The organism is Flavobacterium sp. (genome assembly GCF_027484945.1).
Lineage (GTDB): Bacteria > Bacteroidota > Bacteroidia > Flavobacteriales > Flavobacteriaceae > Flavobacterium.
On record NZ_JAIXRZ010000048.1, the window covers coordinates 1 to 16031 of the forward strand.

Here is a 16031-nt window from a genome sequence, read left to right on the forward strand (position 1 = left end):
CTTGTAAGTATCGTTTGATTGTACAAAATTATAGCATCACAAGTAGCAACTGGAATAGTACTCACAATTGGAATACATCCACCTGGCAAGCCAACGTTGTCAACATTACCGTTACAATCATTATCAATACCGTCGTAACAAACATCAATAGCACCTGGGTTTGTACTCGAAACTGCATCGTTACAGTCCGTGTTGTTGGCAACATAACCCGCTAAAGGCAAGCAGGAAACTATTGAATTGGCAGCATTACCATAACCATCATTATCAACATCAATATAATAAGTCGTATTATTTAATACCGTAATCGCAGCAGATCCGCTATTTCCTGTCCCCACTAATGCATTGGAATCAGTAATCGACACAATCGAATACGTTGTGGTTACCGTTGGTGAAACTACAATACTTGCGCCAGAAGTATAATTGGATTCAGTAAAGTTGTTAGTTCCATCAGAATAGACAACAGTATAAGGACTTCTACCACCTGTAATAGCAACATTAATAACCGCACTATCACCGGAACAAATAGAAGTAGTACCATTGATTGTTGCAGCAGTTGAACCCGTAATTAAACTTGTTGTACCGTATAAAATAACATTATTTACATTGGTTCCAGTATCAAAACCTGCTGTTCCTGCAGCACCGGTAGCATTGTATGCATATATTCTAAAAGTAGTAGAAACTTGAACATCTCCCATTGCAGACATAACCATTGTTCTAAAAGCGGAAGTACTTGCAGTTACAGAATTTAAAACTGCGATATCAGTAGCATAATTATCTAATGATGAGCGAATAGCAATTGAACTTGGCCCTGTTCCTGAACGATCCCAAATAAAACTCAACTCGTTTGGAGTGAATTGATAACCTGCATTTGGAGTCACCGAAAACTGATAGTATTTATTTGCATCAACTGTTGCTGTTAAAGGCCAATTTGATCCTCCTAATCGATTAGGATTACTTGCATTGGTAATGCCCGTAACCGTCATATTTGCTGATGAAATAAATCCATTATTATAAACACTTGGCTCTGTGGTTTCTGTTCCTGCGTTTCCAAATGTATTCCACATTAAAAGAGCAGGTTGATTAATAGTAGCGGTCAAACCAGTTGGTTGCGTTAATACGTAATTTCCAGCATCAGTACCTGCAAGTGTTGATGTTGAAGTTACTGCAATACCCGTTCCTTGTGCAGAAGAAGCAAACGTTCCGGTTCCAACTAAGGTTACCACATCTCCTGAAACCACTCCAGAAAGTGTACCAGTGATTACAGCAGCCGTTGTGCCATCGAATGGTTTATTTTGAGCAGCTGCTCCGGTTATTGTTAATGCTTTCGCTGTAATATCTGCTGTTAAACCAGATAATTGAGTCACGGTATAGTTAGCAGCAGCAGCACCGTTCAAAGTTAGAGTCAAACTTACGGGTTTAACTGAACCAACCGTTTTTGTACCAAATGCAGCAGTGCCTGTAAAATTGACAACATCAGCTCCATAAATACCATTCAACGTACCTCCTGAATAGGTTGCATTTGTATTTCCATTGTATTCTTTGGAATCAATTGCCAAACCTGTTACTGTTAAGGTTTTAGCTTGGACTGTCAACACCATAGTATTAGAACCCGTACCCCCAACATTGGTAGCTTCTATAGTGACGTTATAGTCACCAGGAATAGCCGTAATGGCACCTGTAATTTCACCTGTATTTGCATCTACAGATAAACCTGTAGGTAAACCCGAAGCATTATAGGATGTGGGAGTATTTGTCGCGGTGATGGTATAACTAAACGCAGTTCCATAGGTCCCTGATGCAGTCAAAGCACTTGTAATAACTGGACTTGGCTCTGAAGTAATATCGGCCAACAATCCTGAAGGTTGTGTTAACGAATAATTTCCAGAAGCAGCACCTGCTAGGGTATAGCCAGAAACCGTTACTGGAATATCGGTTCCCACTGCCGAGGAAGAAAACTCAGCAACTGGGGTTCCTCCTAATACAACATTTGCTATATCACTAGAAACGACCCCTACCAAAACAGGACTACCTGTTATTGTAGCTGTGGTGTTTCCGTCAAATACTTTGTTAGCTATTGAAATTCCCGTGATTGTTAATTCTTTTACAGCAACTGTACTTGAAGTAGTCGCTACATTGATTGCTGAGGCTCCAGATGTAGTTAGTACTATATTGCCTGAATAAGGAGAACCTGCAACGCTAGCGTTAGCTGCTAGACGCACATAAACTGGAACGTTAGTGATGTTGCCTGCAGCACCAACAGTAGCTGTTGCACCAAATCCTGTTCCAGAAGTAGCTGACACTTCAAATCCTGAAGGGGCAGTAGCGGTAATACCCGCTAATAAATAAGTCCCAGAAACCGTAAATGAGGTTTCTGAGGATGCAGTTCCATAAGTAGATGCTAAAGCGGCAGGAGTACCATTTGTTGAAAAAGAGGGTGCTGGAGCAACACCTGTGTAGCCTTTTAAAATTACATTATTCGTTGAAGAGCCGCAATCAAAACCGCCTGAACCACCCGATGCCGTAGCATTATACCCATAAATACGGAAAGTTGTTGGTATGGAAATCGCTGATAAACCCGAAATGGCAATCGATTTCACTGCAGAAGTACTTGCAGTCATTCCTGTAATTACCCCTACATTGGACGCGTAATTATCTGCAGAACTTCGGATTGCAATTGCAGAAGGGCCCGTACCCGAAAAATCCCAAATAAAGTCGAATGCCGTGGGTGTAAATGTATAACCTGAATTTGGTGTTACCGTAAACTGTATGTACTTAGCCGTATCAATAGTGCTTCCTACTGTCCAAGCTGTACCACCAAAACGATTTCCATTTGCAGCAGGTGTAACTGTACTTCCGGTGTAATTTAGTGTTGAAGTTCCTAAATTTGCATCATTACCCGTACTTGCTTCAGTTGTTTCAGTTCCGGCATTACCAAAGGTATTCCATTGTAATAAAGACACAATAGCTGGACTAATATTTGCTGTTAACCCTGAAGGTTGTGTCAAGGAATAATTCCCAGAATCTGAGCCACCAATCGTTGAGGTAGAAGTTACAGCAATACCATTTCCAATTGCCGATGAAGCAAAAGTACCCGTACCTGTTAAGGTTACCGTATCTCCAGAAACTACACCTGCAAGTGTTCCTGTGATAACTGCATTAGTATTTCCATCAAATGTTTTATTTTGAGCAGCAGCTCCGGAAATAGTCAATTCTTTAGCAGCAATATTCACTGTTAATCCCGAAGGTTGAGTCAAACTATAGTTACCAGCTTGAGCTCCATTTAAGGTCAAAGCAAAAGTGACCGGTTTATTAGACCCAATTACTTTGGTTGCCATTGAAGCTGAACCTGAGAAAGAGACTGTATCTGCTCCATAAATTCCAACAAGAGAACCTCCTGTATAACTTACTAAAGTTGTTGCATCATAAATTTTATCAACTGTTGCAATTCCTGAAATTGTTAAAGCTTTTGCCTGTATAGTTAATGCTAAAGTGGCATTACCATCGCCACCTCCATTTGTGGCAACTAAACCAATATTGTATAATCCTGGAGCAGCCGTTGGAATACCTGTAATTTCACCACTTGAAGTATTGATAGATAAACCAGCGGGTAAATTTGTCGCATTGTAGGATGTGGGCGAATTATCAGCCACCATTTGATAGGTAAATGAAGTCCCATAAGTTCCTGAAGCTGTTAACGGACTCGAAATTACAGGAACTGGTGAAGCCGTAATCGTAACTGTTCCATTGGCTGGTGAAAACACATAATTGGCTGCCGATAAACCCGAAACAATTGGAGTAATGGTTACACCCGAAGTTGCTGCAGGTGTAGTATCTGTATAGGAAGTAGTGTAGGAAACCGTACCCGAAATCACCGATGCATTTTCTCCATTGACAAAGCCAGTAGACGTATAGGATCCCGCACCTGTAACGGTAGCAACGGGTGTTCCAAAAGCCACCGCCTGATTGTTGGCAGTAATGGTCAACGATGCAGGAGAAACCGCATTCCCCGAAGCTGCTGTTGTAATATTTTGTGATGTAGCTCCTGTTGAAGACAAAACTATGTTTAGATTGTTATAACTTCCTGAAACTGGCGCAGTGGCACTCAAACGAATGCGAAGTGTGCCTGATGCAGTCCCTGCCGTTTGAACGAAAGTAGCTGTTGAACCAAACGTAATATTATCGGAAGATACTAGAAAACCAGTTGGAGCTGTAGCTACCAAATTGGCAGTTAAATTAGCGCCTGAAACTGCAAACGATTGAACTGCAGAAGCTGTTCCATACGTTGTAGTAAATACAGTTGCTGTGGCAGCTCCTGTAATAGAAGGTGGAGATAAAACTGTTGCGTTAAAACGAATATTATCTAATCTATTATTTTGTGATGTCCCTGTACTTCCTGATACGGTCAATCGAATGAATGCCGTAGTAACATTATCTAAATTTGAAGTATTTGATAAAGTTTGCGCACCAAAAGAAGATGGAAGAGAACTTATAGTTTGAAGAGAGGTCCATGAAGTCCCATTAGTACTCGTCTCCCAAGTATGAGTAGTAAAGCCAGTTGATGTCCTTTGTGTTGCATAGGAAACTACAAGATCTTTATATCCTGACATGTTAATTCTAAACACTATTGACTTACCATTCGCTGCATTACTTGTCCCTCCCAACAATGCTAAACTAGCTGGTGAAGTTGTCGTTGTAGACATCCCTGAAGCAGCATTTGTTGCTGTTCCTGCAAATGCAGACAATTCAGTAGCTTGAGACCATGTACTAGAACCATTAGTACCATTCAGAAATAAATTACCACTTCCCACATTCGCAACATAAGCTGTTGGTGTATTGGGTGATGCAACTACTGCTGTTCCTCCATTAGTTGTTGTTTGAAAATCCCAACCAGCCAAAAGGGTTTGTCCCCAAGAAAAAGTTGAATTTAACATAAACAAAAACATTACTAAAAAAGAACTGAGCGTGCTTTTAAATTGTAAATTTTTACACATAATTAAAAATGTTTGATTTGAAACAAAGTTAAAAACTAAATGCCTGAAAATCTTGTTTTTATGTTAGTTATTTGTTAACAATTTTATGGAAATCATTCATCTATGAAATTGATTTTTTGTCGGTGTTTTTCTGATGGCACTCAAAAAAAAAACTCCCCTATTGCTAGAGGAGTTTTCAACTATTAAGCTTGTCCTGTTGGACCAAAGTTTAAAGGGGTTGGAGGTAAATCGGTTTCTTTGATTTCTCCATGTGCAGCTTCAAAACGATGAATATTCTCCGCCATCGCTTTCAACAAGCGTTTCGCATGCTGTGGCGTTAGAATAATTCGCGATTTGACTTTGGACTTAGGAACACCAGGCATAATGGTCACAAAATCCAACACAAACTCAGAAGGTGAATGGTTGATAATGGCTAAGTTGGAATATATTCCTTCTGCAGTTTTCTCATCCAATTCAATATTGATTTGTCCGGGTTGCAATTCTTCGCTCATGACTAATAAACGTATTCTTCTTTGTTAGCCATCAACTCATTATAATCGTCTTTCGAACCTACGATAATGTTGTCATAATCACGCATACCGGTTCCGGCTGGAATTCGATGACCCACAATAACGTTTTCTTTCAAACCTTCCAATTGGTCTACTTTACCTGCTACTGCCGCTTCATTCAACACTTTTGTTGTCTCCTGGAAGGAAGCCGCAGAGATGAATGATTTGGTTTGCAACGAAGCACGTGTAATCCCTTGAAGCACCGGTGTAGCTGTAGCCATAACCGCATCACGAGCGATAACTAAATTTTTATCATTTCGTTTCAAGACAGAGTTTTCATCACGCAATTCACGAGGACTCACAATTTGTCCTGGTTTCAAGTTTTCTGAATCCCCTGCTTCTTCTACCACTTTCATACCGTATAATTTATCATTTTCAACCATAAAGTCGCTGGTATGTGCCAATTGTTCTTCCAAGAATAACGTATCTCCTGGATCTTCAATCTGTACTTTACGCATCATTTGACGAATAACTACTTCAAAGTGCTTGTCGTTAATTTTTACCCCTTGTAAACGGTAAACCTCTTGAATTTCATTCACCAAATACTGTTGTACAGCAGAAGGTCCTTGAATTCTTAAGATATCTTCAGGAGTAATTGCTCCATCAGACAAGGGCATACCAGCTTTGACAAAGTCATTTTCTTGAACTAAAATCTGACTGGATAATTTCACTAAGTATTTACGAACATCACCAAATTTAGATTCGATGATAATCTCGCGGTTACCTCGTTTGATTTTACCGAAAGAAACCACACCATCAATTTCAGAAACGACTGCTGGGTTGGATGGATTACGCGCTTCTAACAACTCGGTAATACGTGGAAGACCTCCTGTAATATCGCCTGCTTTTGAAGAACGACGCGGAATTTTAACTAAAATTTTACCCGCTTTAATTTTCTCGCCATCTTCAACCATAAGGTGAGCACCCACAGGTAAGTTGTACGATCGAATTAATTCACCATCTTTTCCGTAAATCAATAAAGTTGGAATCAATTTCTTGTTTCTGCCTTCAGAAATAACTTTCTCTTGGAATCCAGTTTGCTCATCGATTTCTACTTGGTACGTTTGTCCTTGTTCTAAATCTTCGTAAGCAATTTTACCGGTAAATTCAGATACAATAACCCCATTATAAGGATCCCATTTACATAAGGTTGTTCCTTTTTCTACGACAGCTCCATCTTTTACGAAAATACTAGAACCGTAAGGAATATTGTGTGTATTTAATATAATTCCAGTTGTTGCATCGATCAATTTCAATTCTGTTGAACGTGAAATCACGATATCAACTGCATTCCCTTCAGCGTCTTCGCCTTTTACTGTTTTTAAATCTTCTATTTCAAGACGACCACCAAAACGAGCAATGATCGATGATTCCTCAGAAACACCTCCGGCTACCCCACCAACGTGGAATGTACGAAGCGTTAACTGTGTACCTGGCTCCCCAATCGATTGTGCTGCAATTACACCAACAGCCTCCCCTTTTTGGGTCATTTTACCAGTAGCTAAATTTCTACCGTAACATTTAGCGCAGATCCCTTTAGTAGCTTCACAGGTTAACGGTGAACGCACTTCAACGCGTTCGATTGGTGATTCTTCAATCTCACGAACAACCGCTTCTGTAATTTCCTCACCTGCTGCAATAACTACTTCAGACGTTAACGGATTTACAACATCATGTAAGGTTACACGACCTAAAATACGTTCCCCTAAGGTTTCAACAATCTCTTCATTTTTCTTTAATGCTGTCACTTCAATACCACGCAACGTACCACAGTCTACTGAATTCACAATAACATCTTGCGATACATCGTGAAGACGACGTGTTAGGTAACCCGCATCCGCCGTTTTTAATGCCGTATCGGCAAGACCTTTACGAGCACCGTGCGTAGAAATAAAGTATTCTAAAATCGATAAACCTTCTTTAAAGTTGGAAAGAATCGGGTTTTCGATAATCTCACCACCACCGGCTGTCGATTTTTTTGGTTTTGCCATCAAACCACGCATACCGGTCAACTGACGAATTTGCTCTTTCGAACCACGCGCTCCAGAATCCAACATCATATATACCGAGTTAAATCCTTGTTGATCTTCACGGATATTCTTCATTGCCAACTCAGTTAACAAAGCGTTGGTCGAAGTCCAAACGTCAATTACCTGGTTATAACGCTCATTGTTGGTGATAAGACCCATGTTATAGTTCATGGTAATTCCTTCCACTTGCTCACGTGCATCGGCAATCAAGTCGTCTTTTTTCTCAGGCACTTTAATATCCCCTAACGAGAATGAAAGACCACCTTGGAATGCAAATTTATATCCCATATCCTTGATATCATCCAAGAAAGCGGCTGTTGTTGGAACATTCGTAGTAGCTAAGATTTTACCAATGATATCGCGTAATGATTTTTTAGTCAATACTTCATTGATATAACCTGCTGCTTCGGGCACTACTTCATTGAACAATACACGTCCAGCTGTTGTTTGGATAATTTTGTAAACTAACTCCCCATTTTCGTTGAAATCTTTCGTTCTGATTTTAACGCGTGCATTTAATTCTAATCGGCCTTCATTCAAGGCAATATTTACTTCTTGCGCTGAATAGAATGTCAATCCTTCTCCTTTAATTGGTAATTCAGGAGTAGACAAACGTTCTTTGGTCATATAATACAACCCAAGTACCATGTCCTGAGAAGGAACGGTAATTGGCGCTCCATTAGCAGGGTTCAAGATATTGTGAGAAGCCAACATTAATAATTGTGCTTCCAAAATAGCTTCAGGTCCTAATGGCAAGTGTACCGCCATCTGGTCACCATCGAAATCCGCATTAAACGCCGTACAGGTTAGCGGGTGCAACTGAATTGCTTTTCCTTCGATTAATTTTGGTTGGAACGCTTGAATCCCCAATCGGTGTAAGGTAGGAGCACGGTTTAGTAATACAGGGTGACCTTTGATTACATTTTCAAGGATATCCCATACTACAGGCTCTTTTTTATCGATGATTTTCTTAGCTGATTTTACGGTTTTTACGATTCCTCGTTCAATCAACTTGCGAATTACAAAAGGTTTGTACAATTCTGCTGCCATATCTTTTGGCAAACCACATTCGTACATTTTCAATTCAGGACCAACGACGATTACCGAACGTGCGGAATAATCTACACGTTTACCTAATAAGTTTTGACGGAAACGACCTTGTTTTCCTTTCAACGAATCGGAAAGGGATTTTAAAGGACGGTTGGATTCGGTTTTCACAGCCGAAGCTTTACGTGTATTGTCAAACAACGAATCCACAGCCTCTTGCAACATACGTTTTTCATTACGTAAGATTACCTCAGGCGCTTTTATCTCCATCAATCGCTTTAAACGGTTGTTACGAATAATCACACGACGGTATAAATCATTCAAGTCGGAAGTTGCGAAACGACCTCCATCTAGAGGAACCAAAGGACGTAATTCAGGTGGAATAACCGGAATTACTTTCAAAATCATCCACTCAGGACGGTTCTCACGGTTTAAGTTGGAATCCCGGAAGGACTCAACCACTTGCAATCGCTTTAACGCTTCCGTTTTACGTTGTTTAGAAGTTTCAATGTTGGCCGAGTGACGTAATTCATAAGACAATTCATTTAAATCCGTACGAGCCAACAAATCCATAATACATTCTGCACCCATTTTGGCAATGAATTTATTAGGATCTGAATCATCTAAATATTGATTTTCCATTGGAAGGGCATCTAAAATATTCAAATACTCCTCTTCCGTTAAGAAATCTAATCTTTCTAAAGGTTCACCATCTGCATTCTTTGCGATACCCGCTTGAATTACTACATAACGCTCATAGTAAATGATCATATCCAATTTTTTGGAAGGTAATCCAAGGATATAACCAATTTTATTTGGCAAAGAACGGAAATACCAAATGTGTGCGATTGGCACAACTAAATTGATATGTCCTACACGGTCACGACGTACTTTCTTTTCGGTCACTTCCACCCCACATCGATCACAAACAATGCCTTTGTAACGAATTCTTTTGTATTTTCCACAAGCACATTCGAAATCCTTTACGGGTCCGAAGATGCGCTCACAGAATAATCCGTCACGTTCCGGTTTGTGGGTACGATAGTTAATGGTTTCTGGTTTTAAAACCTCACCTTTTGATTCTGCCAAAATTGATTCCGGAGATGCTAGTCCGATTGTGATTTTGTCAAATCTTTTAATGGTATTTTTATCTTTATTTCTGTTGTTCATCTTAGTCGTTTTTAAATAGTTACAGTTTACAGGACCGAAACAAAAACGAATCGGCCTTCCAGTACTGATATTATTCTTCTAATCTGATGTCTAATCCAAGACCTTTCAATTCATGCATTAATACATTGAATGATTCTGGCAATCCTGGTTCCGGCATCGCTTCACCCTTAACGATGGCTTCGTAAGTTTTAGCTCTTCCGATTACGTCATCCGATTTAACCGTCAAGATTTCACGTAAGGTACTTGACGCACCATACGCTTCAAGTGCCCAAACCTCCATCTCACCGAAACGCTGACCTCCAAATTGAGCCTTACCTCCAAGTGGTTGTTGCGTAATTAAGGAGTAAGGACCGATCGAACGTGCGTGCATTTTATCGTCAACCATATGCCCTAATTTCAGCATATAGATTACCCCAACAGTTGCCGGTTGGTGGAAACGCTCTCCCGTACCTCCATCATACAAATAGGTATGACCGAAACGTGGAATTCCTGCATCATCGGTTAATGTATTGATTTGGTCTAAAGTTGCACCATCAAAAATAGGCGTAGCAAATTTCTTTCCTAATTTCAAACCAGCCCAACCCAGTACCGTTTCATAAATCTGACCGATGTTCATACGAGAAGGTACACCAAGTGGGTTCAATACGATATCTACAGGTGTTCCATCTTCTAAGAAAGGCATATCTTCTTGACGAACAATACGCGCAACAATACCTTTGTTACCGTGACGACCCGCCATTTTATCCCCTACTTTCAATTTACGTTTCTTAGCGATATATACTTTAGCTAATTTCAAGATACCTGCAGGTAACTCGTCACCAACAGTAATCGTAAATTTCTCACGACGTAACGCTCCTTGAAGATCGTTTAATTTAATTTTATAGTTGTGAATCAAATCATTAACCAAACGGTTTGTATCTTCATCAGCAACCCATTGCCCTTTGGTTAAGTGCGCGAAATCTTCTACAGCTTGAAGCATTTTTTTGGTATATTTTTTACCTTTTGGCAACACTTCTTCACCTAAATCATTCATAACACCTTGTGAAGTTTTACCATCTACGATAGCAAATAGCTTCTCAACGAGCTTATCTTTCAATTCAACAAAACGCACTTCGAATTCCATTTCTAATGCCGTCAAATCGTCTTTATCTTTTGTGCGCTTGCGTTTATCTTTAACCGCACGAGCAAATAATTTTTTATCTAAAACCACTCCATTCAATGAAGGTGATGCTTTAAGCGATGCGTCTTTTACATCACCTGCTTTATCACCAAAGATTGCACGAAGTAATTTTTCTTCAGGTGTTGGATCCGATTCTCCTTTAGGCGTAATTTTACCAATTAAAATATCACCCGGTTTCACTTCAGCACCGATACGAATCATACCGTTTTCATCCAAATCTTTAGTAGCTTCTTCCGAAACATTAGGAATATCATTGGTTAATTCTTCGTTACCAAGTTTGGTATCACGAACTTCCAACGAATAATCATCGATGTGGATAGATGTAAAGATATCATCGCGAACTACTTTCTCAGAAATCACAATCGCATCCTCGAAATTGTACCCTTTCCATGGCATAAAGGCCACTTTCAAGTTACGTCCAATAGCCAATTCACCCGCTTGTGTAGCATATCCTTCACAAAGAACTTGCCCTTTAACCACACGATCTCCTTTTCGAACAATCGGTTTTAAGTTAATACAAGTACTTTGATTGGTTTTTCTAAATTTAATCAACTGATAGGTTCGCTCGTCACTATCAAAACTAACCAAACGTTCTTCATCCGTCCGGTCGTATTTAATCGTTACCTTATCTGCATCCACATATTCTACTACTCCATTTCCTTCGGCATTGATCAATACACGTGAATCAGAAGCTACTTGGCGCTCTAAACCGGTACCTACAATTGGAGACTCTGGACGTAATAACGGAACTGCCTGACGCATCATGTTGGATCCCATCAGCGCACGGTTAGCGTCATCGTGTTCCAAGAAAGGAATTAATGATGCTGAAATCGAAGCAATTTGATTAGGAGCAACATCGGTATAATGAACTACTGTAGGTTCAACTACCGGGAAATCGCCCTCTTCACGAGCAATTACTTTTTCAGCGGTAATCGTACCATTTTCATGCATCGCAATGTTTGCTTGTGCAATCAATTTTCCTTCTTCTTCTTCGGCACTTAAATAAATAGGTTCAGCAACTAAATCAACTTTACCGTTAACTACTTTACGGTAAGGCGTTTCAATGAATCCCATACCATTTACTTTTGCAAAAACTCCTAATGAAGAAATCAAACCAATGTTTGGCCCTTCAGGGGTTTCAATCGGACATAAACGTCCGTAGTGCGTGTAGTGAACGTCACGAACCTCAAAACCTGCGCGTTCGCGAGAAAGACCACCAGGTCCTAATGCGGACAAACGACGCTTGTGCGTAATCTCAGCTAATGGATTCGTTTGATCCATGAACTGCGATAACTGGTTGGTCCCGAAGAACGAATTAATTACCGATGATAATGTTTTGGCGTTAATCAAGTCGATTGGAGTAAACACCTCGTTATCACGTACATTCATACGTTCACGAATGGTTCGTGCCATACGTGCTAAACCAACACCAAACTGTTGTGAAAGTTGCTCACCTACCGTACGAACACGACGGTTAGATAAGTGATCAATATCATCAATTTCAGCTTTCGAGTTAATTAACTCGATCAAATATTTAACAATAGTAATGATATCCTCTTTGGTAAGCACTTGCTTTTCCATTGGAATATCTAAATTTAATTTTTTATTCATTCGATAGCGACCTACCTCACCTAAGTTGTAGCGTTGATCGGAAAAGAACAGTTTATCGATAATGCCGCGCGCCGTTTCTTCATCAGGTGGTTCTGCATTACGCAACTGACGGTAAATATGCTCAACAGCTTCTTTTTCAGAGTTGGTTGGATCTTTTTGTAACGTATTATGAATAATAGCATAATCTGCTTGGTTGTTATCCTCTTTATGAAGTAAGATTGATTTTACATTAGAATCAATGATTTCTTCAATATTTTCTTTATCCAAAATCGTATCACGATCCAAGATAATTTCGTTACGTGGAATCGTTACGACTTCGCCCGTATCTTCATCTACGAAGTCTTCGTGCCATGTATTTAAAACACGAGCAGCCAATTTTCGGCCCGCATATTTCTTCAATCCTGTTTTAGAAACTTTGATTTCTTCTGCAAGATCAAAAATTTCTAAAATATCTTTATCGCGCTCGTATCCGATAGCACGGAATAAAGTAGTTACCGGTAATTTCTTTTTACGATCAATGTAGGCATACATTACGTTATTGATATCGGTAGCAAACTCAATCCATGAACCTTTAAACGGAATTACACGCGCAGAGTATAATTTTGTTCCATTAGCATGGAACGACTGTCCAAAGAACACCCCTGGAGATCGGTGCAATTGTGATACTACAACGCGTTCAGCGCCATTAATCACAAAAGTTCCGCTTGGTGTCATGTAAGGAATAGTTCCTAAATATACATCTTGTACGATAGTCTCGAAATCTTCGTGTTCCGGATCGGTACAGTATAATTTTAGGCGCGCTTTTAGCGGCACGCTATAAGTTAAACCTCGTTCGATACACTCCTGAATGGTGTAACGTGGTGGATCCACAAAATAATCGAGGAATTCCAACACGAATTGATTTCTGGTATCAGTAATTGGAAAGTTTTCCATGAAGGTGTTATATAGACCTTCGTTACCTCTTTCGTCGGTTTTCGTTTCCAATTGGAAGAAATCCTTAAACGATTTAATTTGAACATCCAAAAAGTCAGGATACTGTGGTATGTTCTTCGTTGAGGCAAAATTCAATCTTTCAGTCTGATTAGTTATCATCAATGGACAAAATTTTGATTTAAAAAAAGTACGTTTTGTGTAAATACACGATTTTAATGTTACTTTCCTTGTTTGAAACCACCGTCACATCTTTAAAAATAAACCAGGAAAATTGTCTATTTTTTTCTTCGTTTCGGTTATCTTTTTTTATTGCATTTAAGTGCGAATTCGACTTAAAAAAAGGGATAATTTTATTATACGAAAAATGGTTTAGGCCTTTGAGTACGCACTCTAGACCTAAACCTTATTCGTTAACCGAGAAAGAATTATTTCAATTCTACTACAGCTCCAGCTTCTTCAAGCGCTTTTTTCAATCCTTCAGCTTCTGCTTTAGAAACTGCTTCTTTGATATTTGAAGGAGCTCCATCTACGATATCTTTAGCTTCTTTAAGACCTAAACCTGTTAGTTCTTTTACTGCTTTAACTACAGCTAATTTAGAAGCACCAGCATCTTTTAATACTACGGTGAATTCTGTTTGCTCTTCAGCAGCACCAGCATCACCACCACCAGCAGCAACTACTACTGCAGCAGCAGCAGGCTCGATACCATACTCATCTTTTAATATTGTAGCTAAATCGTTAACTTCTTTAACTGTTAAGTTAACTAATTGTTCTGCGAATTGTTTCAAATCTGCCATTTTTTCTATCTTTAAAATGTTTTTAAATTTATTTTATTTATTAAGTGCGTTCAATTATTCTGCTGCTTCGCCTTTTTGTTCTGCGTTGTTTAACAAAGCAGAAATAATGCGTTTTGCAGGTGATTGAAGTAATCCGATGATTTCACCGATAACTTCTTCTTTCGATTTCAAGGATGCTAAAGCATCTAACTGATTATCACCAATGTAGATTTCTTGATTGATATAAGCACCTTTTAAAAGTGGCTTATCCGACTTCTTACGGAAATCTTTGATGATTTTTGCAGGTTGATTTGCAACAGTAGCAATCAAAATAGAAGAGTTTCCTTTAAGGATGGTTGGCAAATCACCGTACTCATTTTCAGAAGCTTCCATAGCTTTTTCCAATAAGGTGTTTTTTACCACTTCTAACTTAATGCCTGCTTTAAAACAAGCTCTGCGTAAGTTTGATGTTGTTTCAGCATCTAAACCAGACGTGTCTGCAATGTAAAGGATGTTCGCCTCTGCTAATTTTGCAGTTAAGTCTTTTATCGCGATTGATTTTTCTTCTCTAGTCATAATAAAACTTTTTAACTACCCAATTATACTGCTTTAGGATCTAAAGCAATCGCAGGACTCATTGTACTAGACAAGTGAATCGACTTGATGTAAGTACCTTTAGCTGCCGTTGGTTTTAATTTAATTAATGTTTGAATAATTTCGTGAGCGTTATCTACAATTTTGTCAGCGTCAAACGATACTTTTCCGATACCCGCGTGAACAATACCTGTTTTATCAACTTTAAAGTCAATTTTACCCGCTTTCACTTCTTGAACAGCTTTACCTACTTCCATAGTAACCGTTCCCGTTTTTGGGTTAGGCATTAAGCCACGAGGACCTAAAATACGTCCTAACGGACCTAATTTACCCATAACAGCTGGCATGGTGATGATTACATCAACATCCGTCCAACCGTCTTTGATTTTTTGTAGATAATCATCTAATCCTACGTGGTCTGCACCCGCAGCTTTAGCTTCAGCTTCTTTATCTGGTGTAACAAGCGCTAATACTCTAACGTCTTTACCTGTACCGTGAGGTAAGGTTACTACACCACGAACCATTTGATTTGCTTTTCTTGGATCAACTCCTAAACGAACAGCAATGTCAACTGACTCATCAAATTTTGCGTAAGAAACTTGCTTTAATAAAGCAGAAGCATCTTTCAAAGAATATAATTTATTCTTCTCAATTTTGGATGCCGCTTCTTTTTGTTTTTTCGTCAATTTTGCCATAACTCATTATTTTTTTAGCGGAGAATCTCCGGTTACGGTAATACCCATAGAACGAGCAGTACCGGCAATCATACTCATAGCTGATTCCATAGTGAATGAATTCAAATCGGGCATTTTGTCTTCGGCAATCGTTTTGATTTGATCCCAAGAAACATTGGCCACTTTTTTACGGTTAGGTTGTCCTGAACCGGATTTGATTTTTGCAGCATCCATTAATTGAACCGCAGCAGGAGGAGTTTTTACAACAAAATCAAACGACTTGTCTTTGTAGACCGTAATTTGAACAGGTAATACTTTGCCAGGTTGATCTTGAGTTCGCGCATTAAACTGCTTACAGAACTCCATGATGTTAACCCCAGCAGCTCCCAAAGCAGGTCCAACCGGTGGCGAAGGATTCGCAGCACCTCCCTTAACTTGTAGTTTAACTACTTTACTAATTTCTTTTGCCATTTTTTA

8 protein-coding genes are annotated in these 16031 nt (G+C 39.3%); all 8 read right to left on the bottom strand.

Going from position 1 to position 16031, the window contains the following annotated elements:
* Positions 1-4931 (bottom strand): YDG domain-containing protein (locus Q0039_RS06550; protein ID WP_297510896.1); only part of this gene is annotated, 4931 nt, incomplete at its 3' end.
* A gap of 242 nt (positions 4932-5173) precedes the next feature.
* Positions 5174-5482, bottom strand: coding sequence for a DUF3467 domain-containing protein (locus tag Q0039_RS06555; protein ID WP_297510899.1), 309 nt, complete (start codon positions 5480-5482; stop codon positions 5174-5176).
* Positions 5483-5484: 2 nt separating this feature from the next.
* A complete protein-coding gene (gene rpoC / locus Q0039_RS06560; protein ID WP_297510902.1) occupies positions 5485-9786 on the bottom strand; it encodes a DNA-directed RNA polymerase subunit beta' in 4302 nt (1433 codons plus the stop codon).
* Between the two features lie 70 nt (positions 9787-9856).
* Positions 9857-13669, bottom strand: coding sequence for a DNA-directed RNA polymerase subunit beta (gene rpoB, locus Q0039_RS06565; protein WP_297510905.1), 3813 nt, complete (start codon positions 13667-13669; stop codon positions 9857-9859).
* Between the two features lie 266 nt (positions 13670-13935).
* Positions 13936-14307, bottom strand: a complete 372-nt coding sequence (gene rplL / locus Q0039_RS06570; protein ID WP_297510908.1) for a 50S ribosomal protein L7/L12 — start codon at positions 14305-14307, stop codon at positions 13936-13938.
* A gap of 54 nt (positions 14308-14361) precedes the next feature.
* Positions 14362-14862: a 50S ribosomal protein L10 gene (gene rplJ, locus Q0039_RS06575; RefSeq protein WP_297510910.1), complete on the bottom strand. Its 501-nt coding sequence runs from the start codon at positions 14860-14862 to the stop codon at positions 14362-14364.
* 23 nt (positions 14863-14885) lie between these two features.
* Positions 14886-15575, bottom strand: a complete 690-nt coding sequence (gene rplA / locus Q0039_RS06580; protein ID WP_129461570.1) for a 50S ribosomal protein L1 — start codon at positions 15573-15575, stop codon at positions 14886-14888.
* A gap of 6 nt (positions 15576-15581) precedes the next feature.
* Positions 15582-16025 (bottom strand): 50S ribosomal protein L11, encoded by a 444-nt coding sequence (gene rplK, locus Q0039_RS06585; protein WP_129461571.1) that lies wholly within the window; start codon positions 16023-16025, stop codon positions 15582-15584.
* Positions 16026-16031 lie beyond the last annotated feature (6 nt).

What these genes read in the sequence shown, in the direction of transcription:
- Q0039_RS06555 (WP_297510899.1), bottom strand. Translation starts at nt 5,482, where the DNA reads ATGAGCGAAGAATTGCAACCCGGACAAATCAATATTGAATTGGATGAG.
- rpoC (WP_297510902.1), bottom strand. Translation starts at nt 9,786, where the DNA reads ATGAACAACAGAAATAAAGATAAAAATACCATTAAAAGATTTGACAAA.
- rpoB (WP_297510905.1), bottom strand. Translation starts at nt 13,669, where the DNA reads ATGATAACTAATCAGACTGAAAGATTGAATTTTGCCTCAACGAAGAAC.
- rplL (WP_297510908.1), bottom strand. Translation starts at nt 14,307, where the DNA reads ATGGCAGATTTGAAACAATTCGCAGAACAATTAGTTAACTTAACAGTT.
- rplJ (WP_297510910.1), bottom strand. Translation starts at nt 14,862, where the DNA reads ATGACTAGAGAAGAAAAATCAATCGCGATAAAAGACTTAACTGCAAAA.
- rplA (WP_129461570.1), bottom strand. Translation starts at nt 15,575, where the DNA reads ATGGCAAAATTGACGAAAAAACAAAAAGAAGCGGCATCCAAAATTGAG.
- rplK (WP_129461571.1), bottom strand. Translation starts at nt 16,025, where the DNA reads ATGGCAAAAGAAATTAGTAAAGTAGTTAAACTACAAGTTAAGGGAGGT.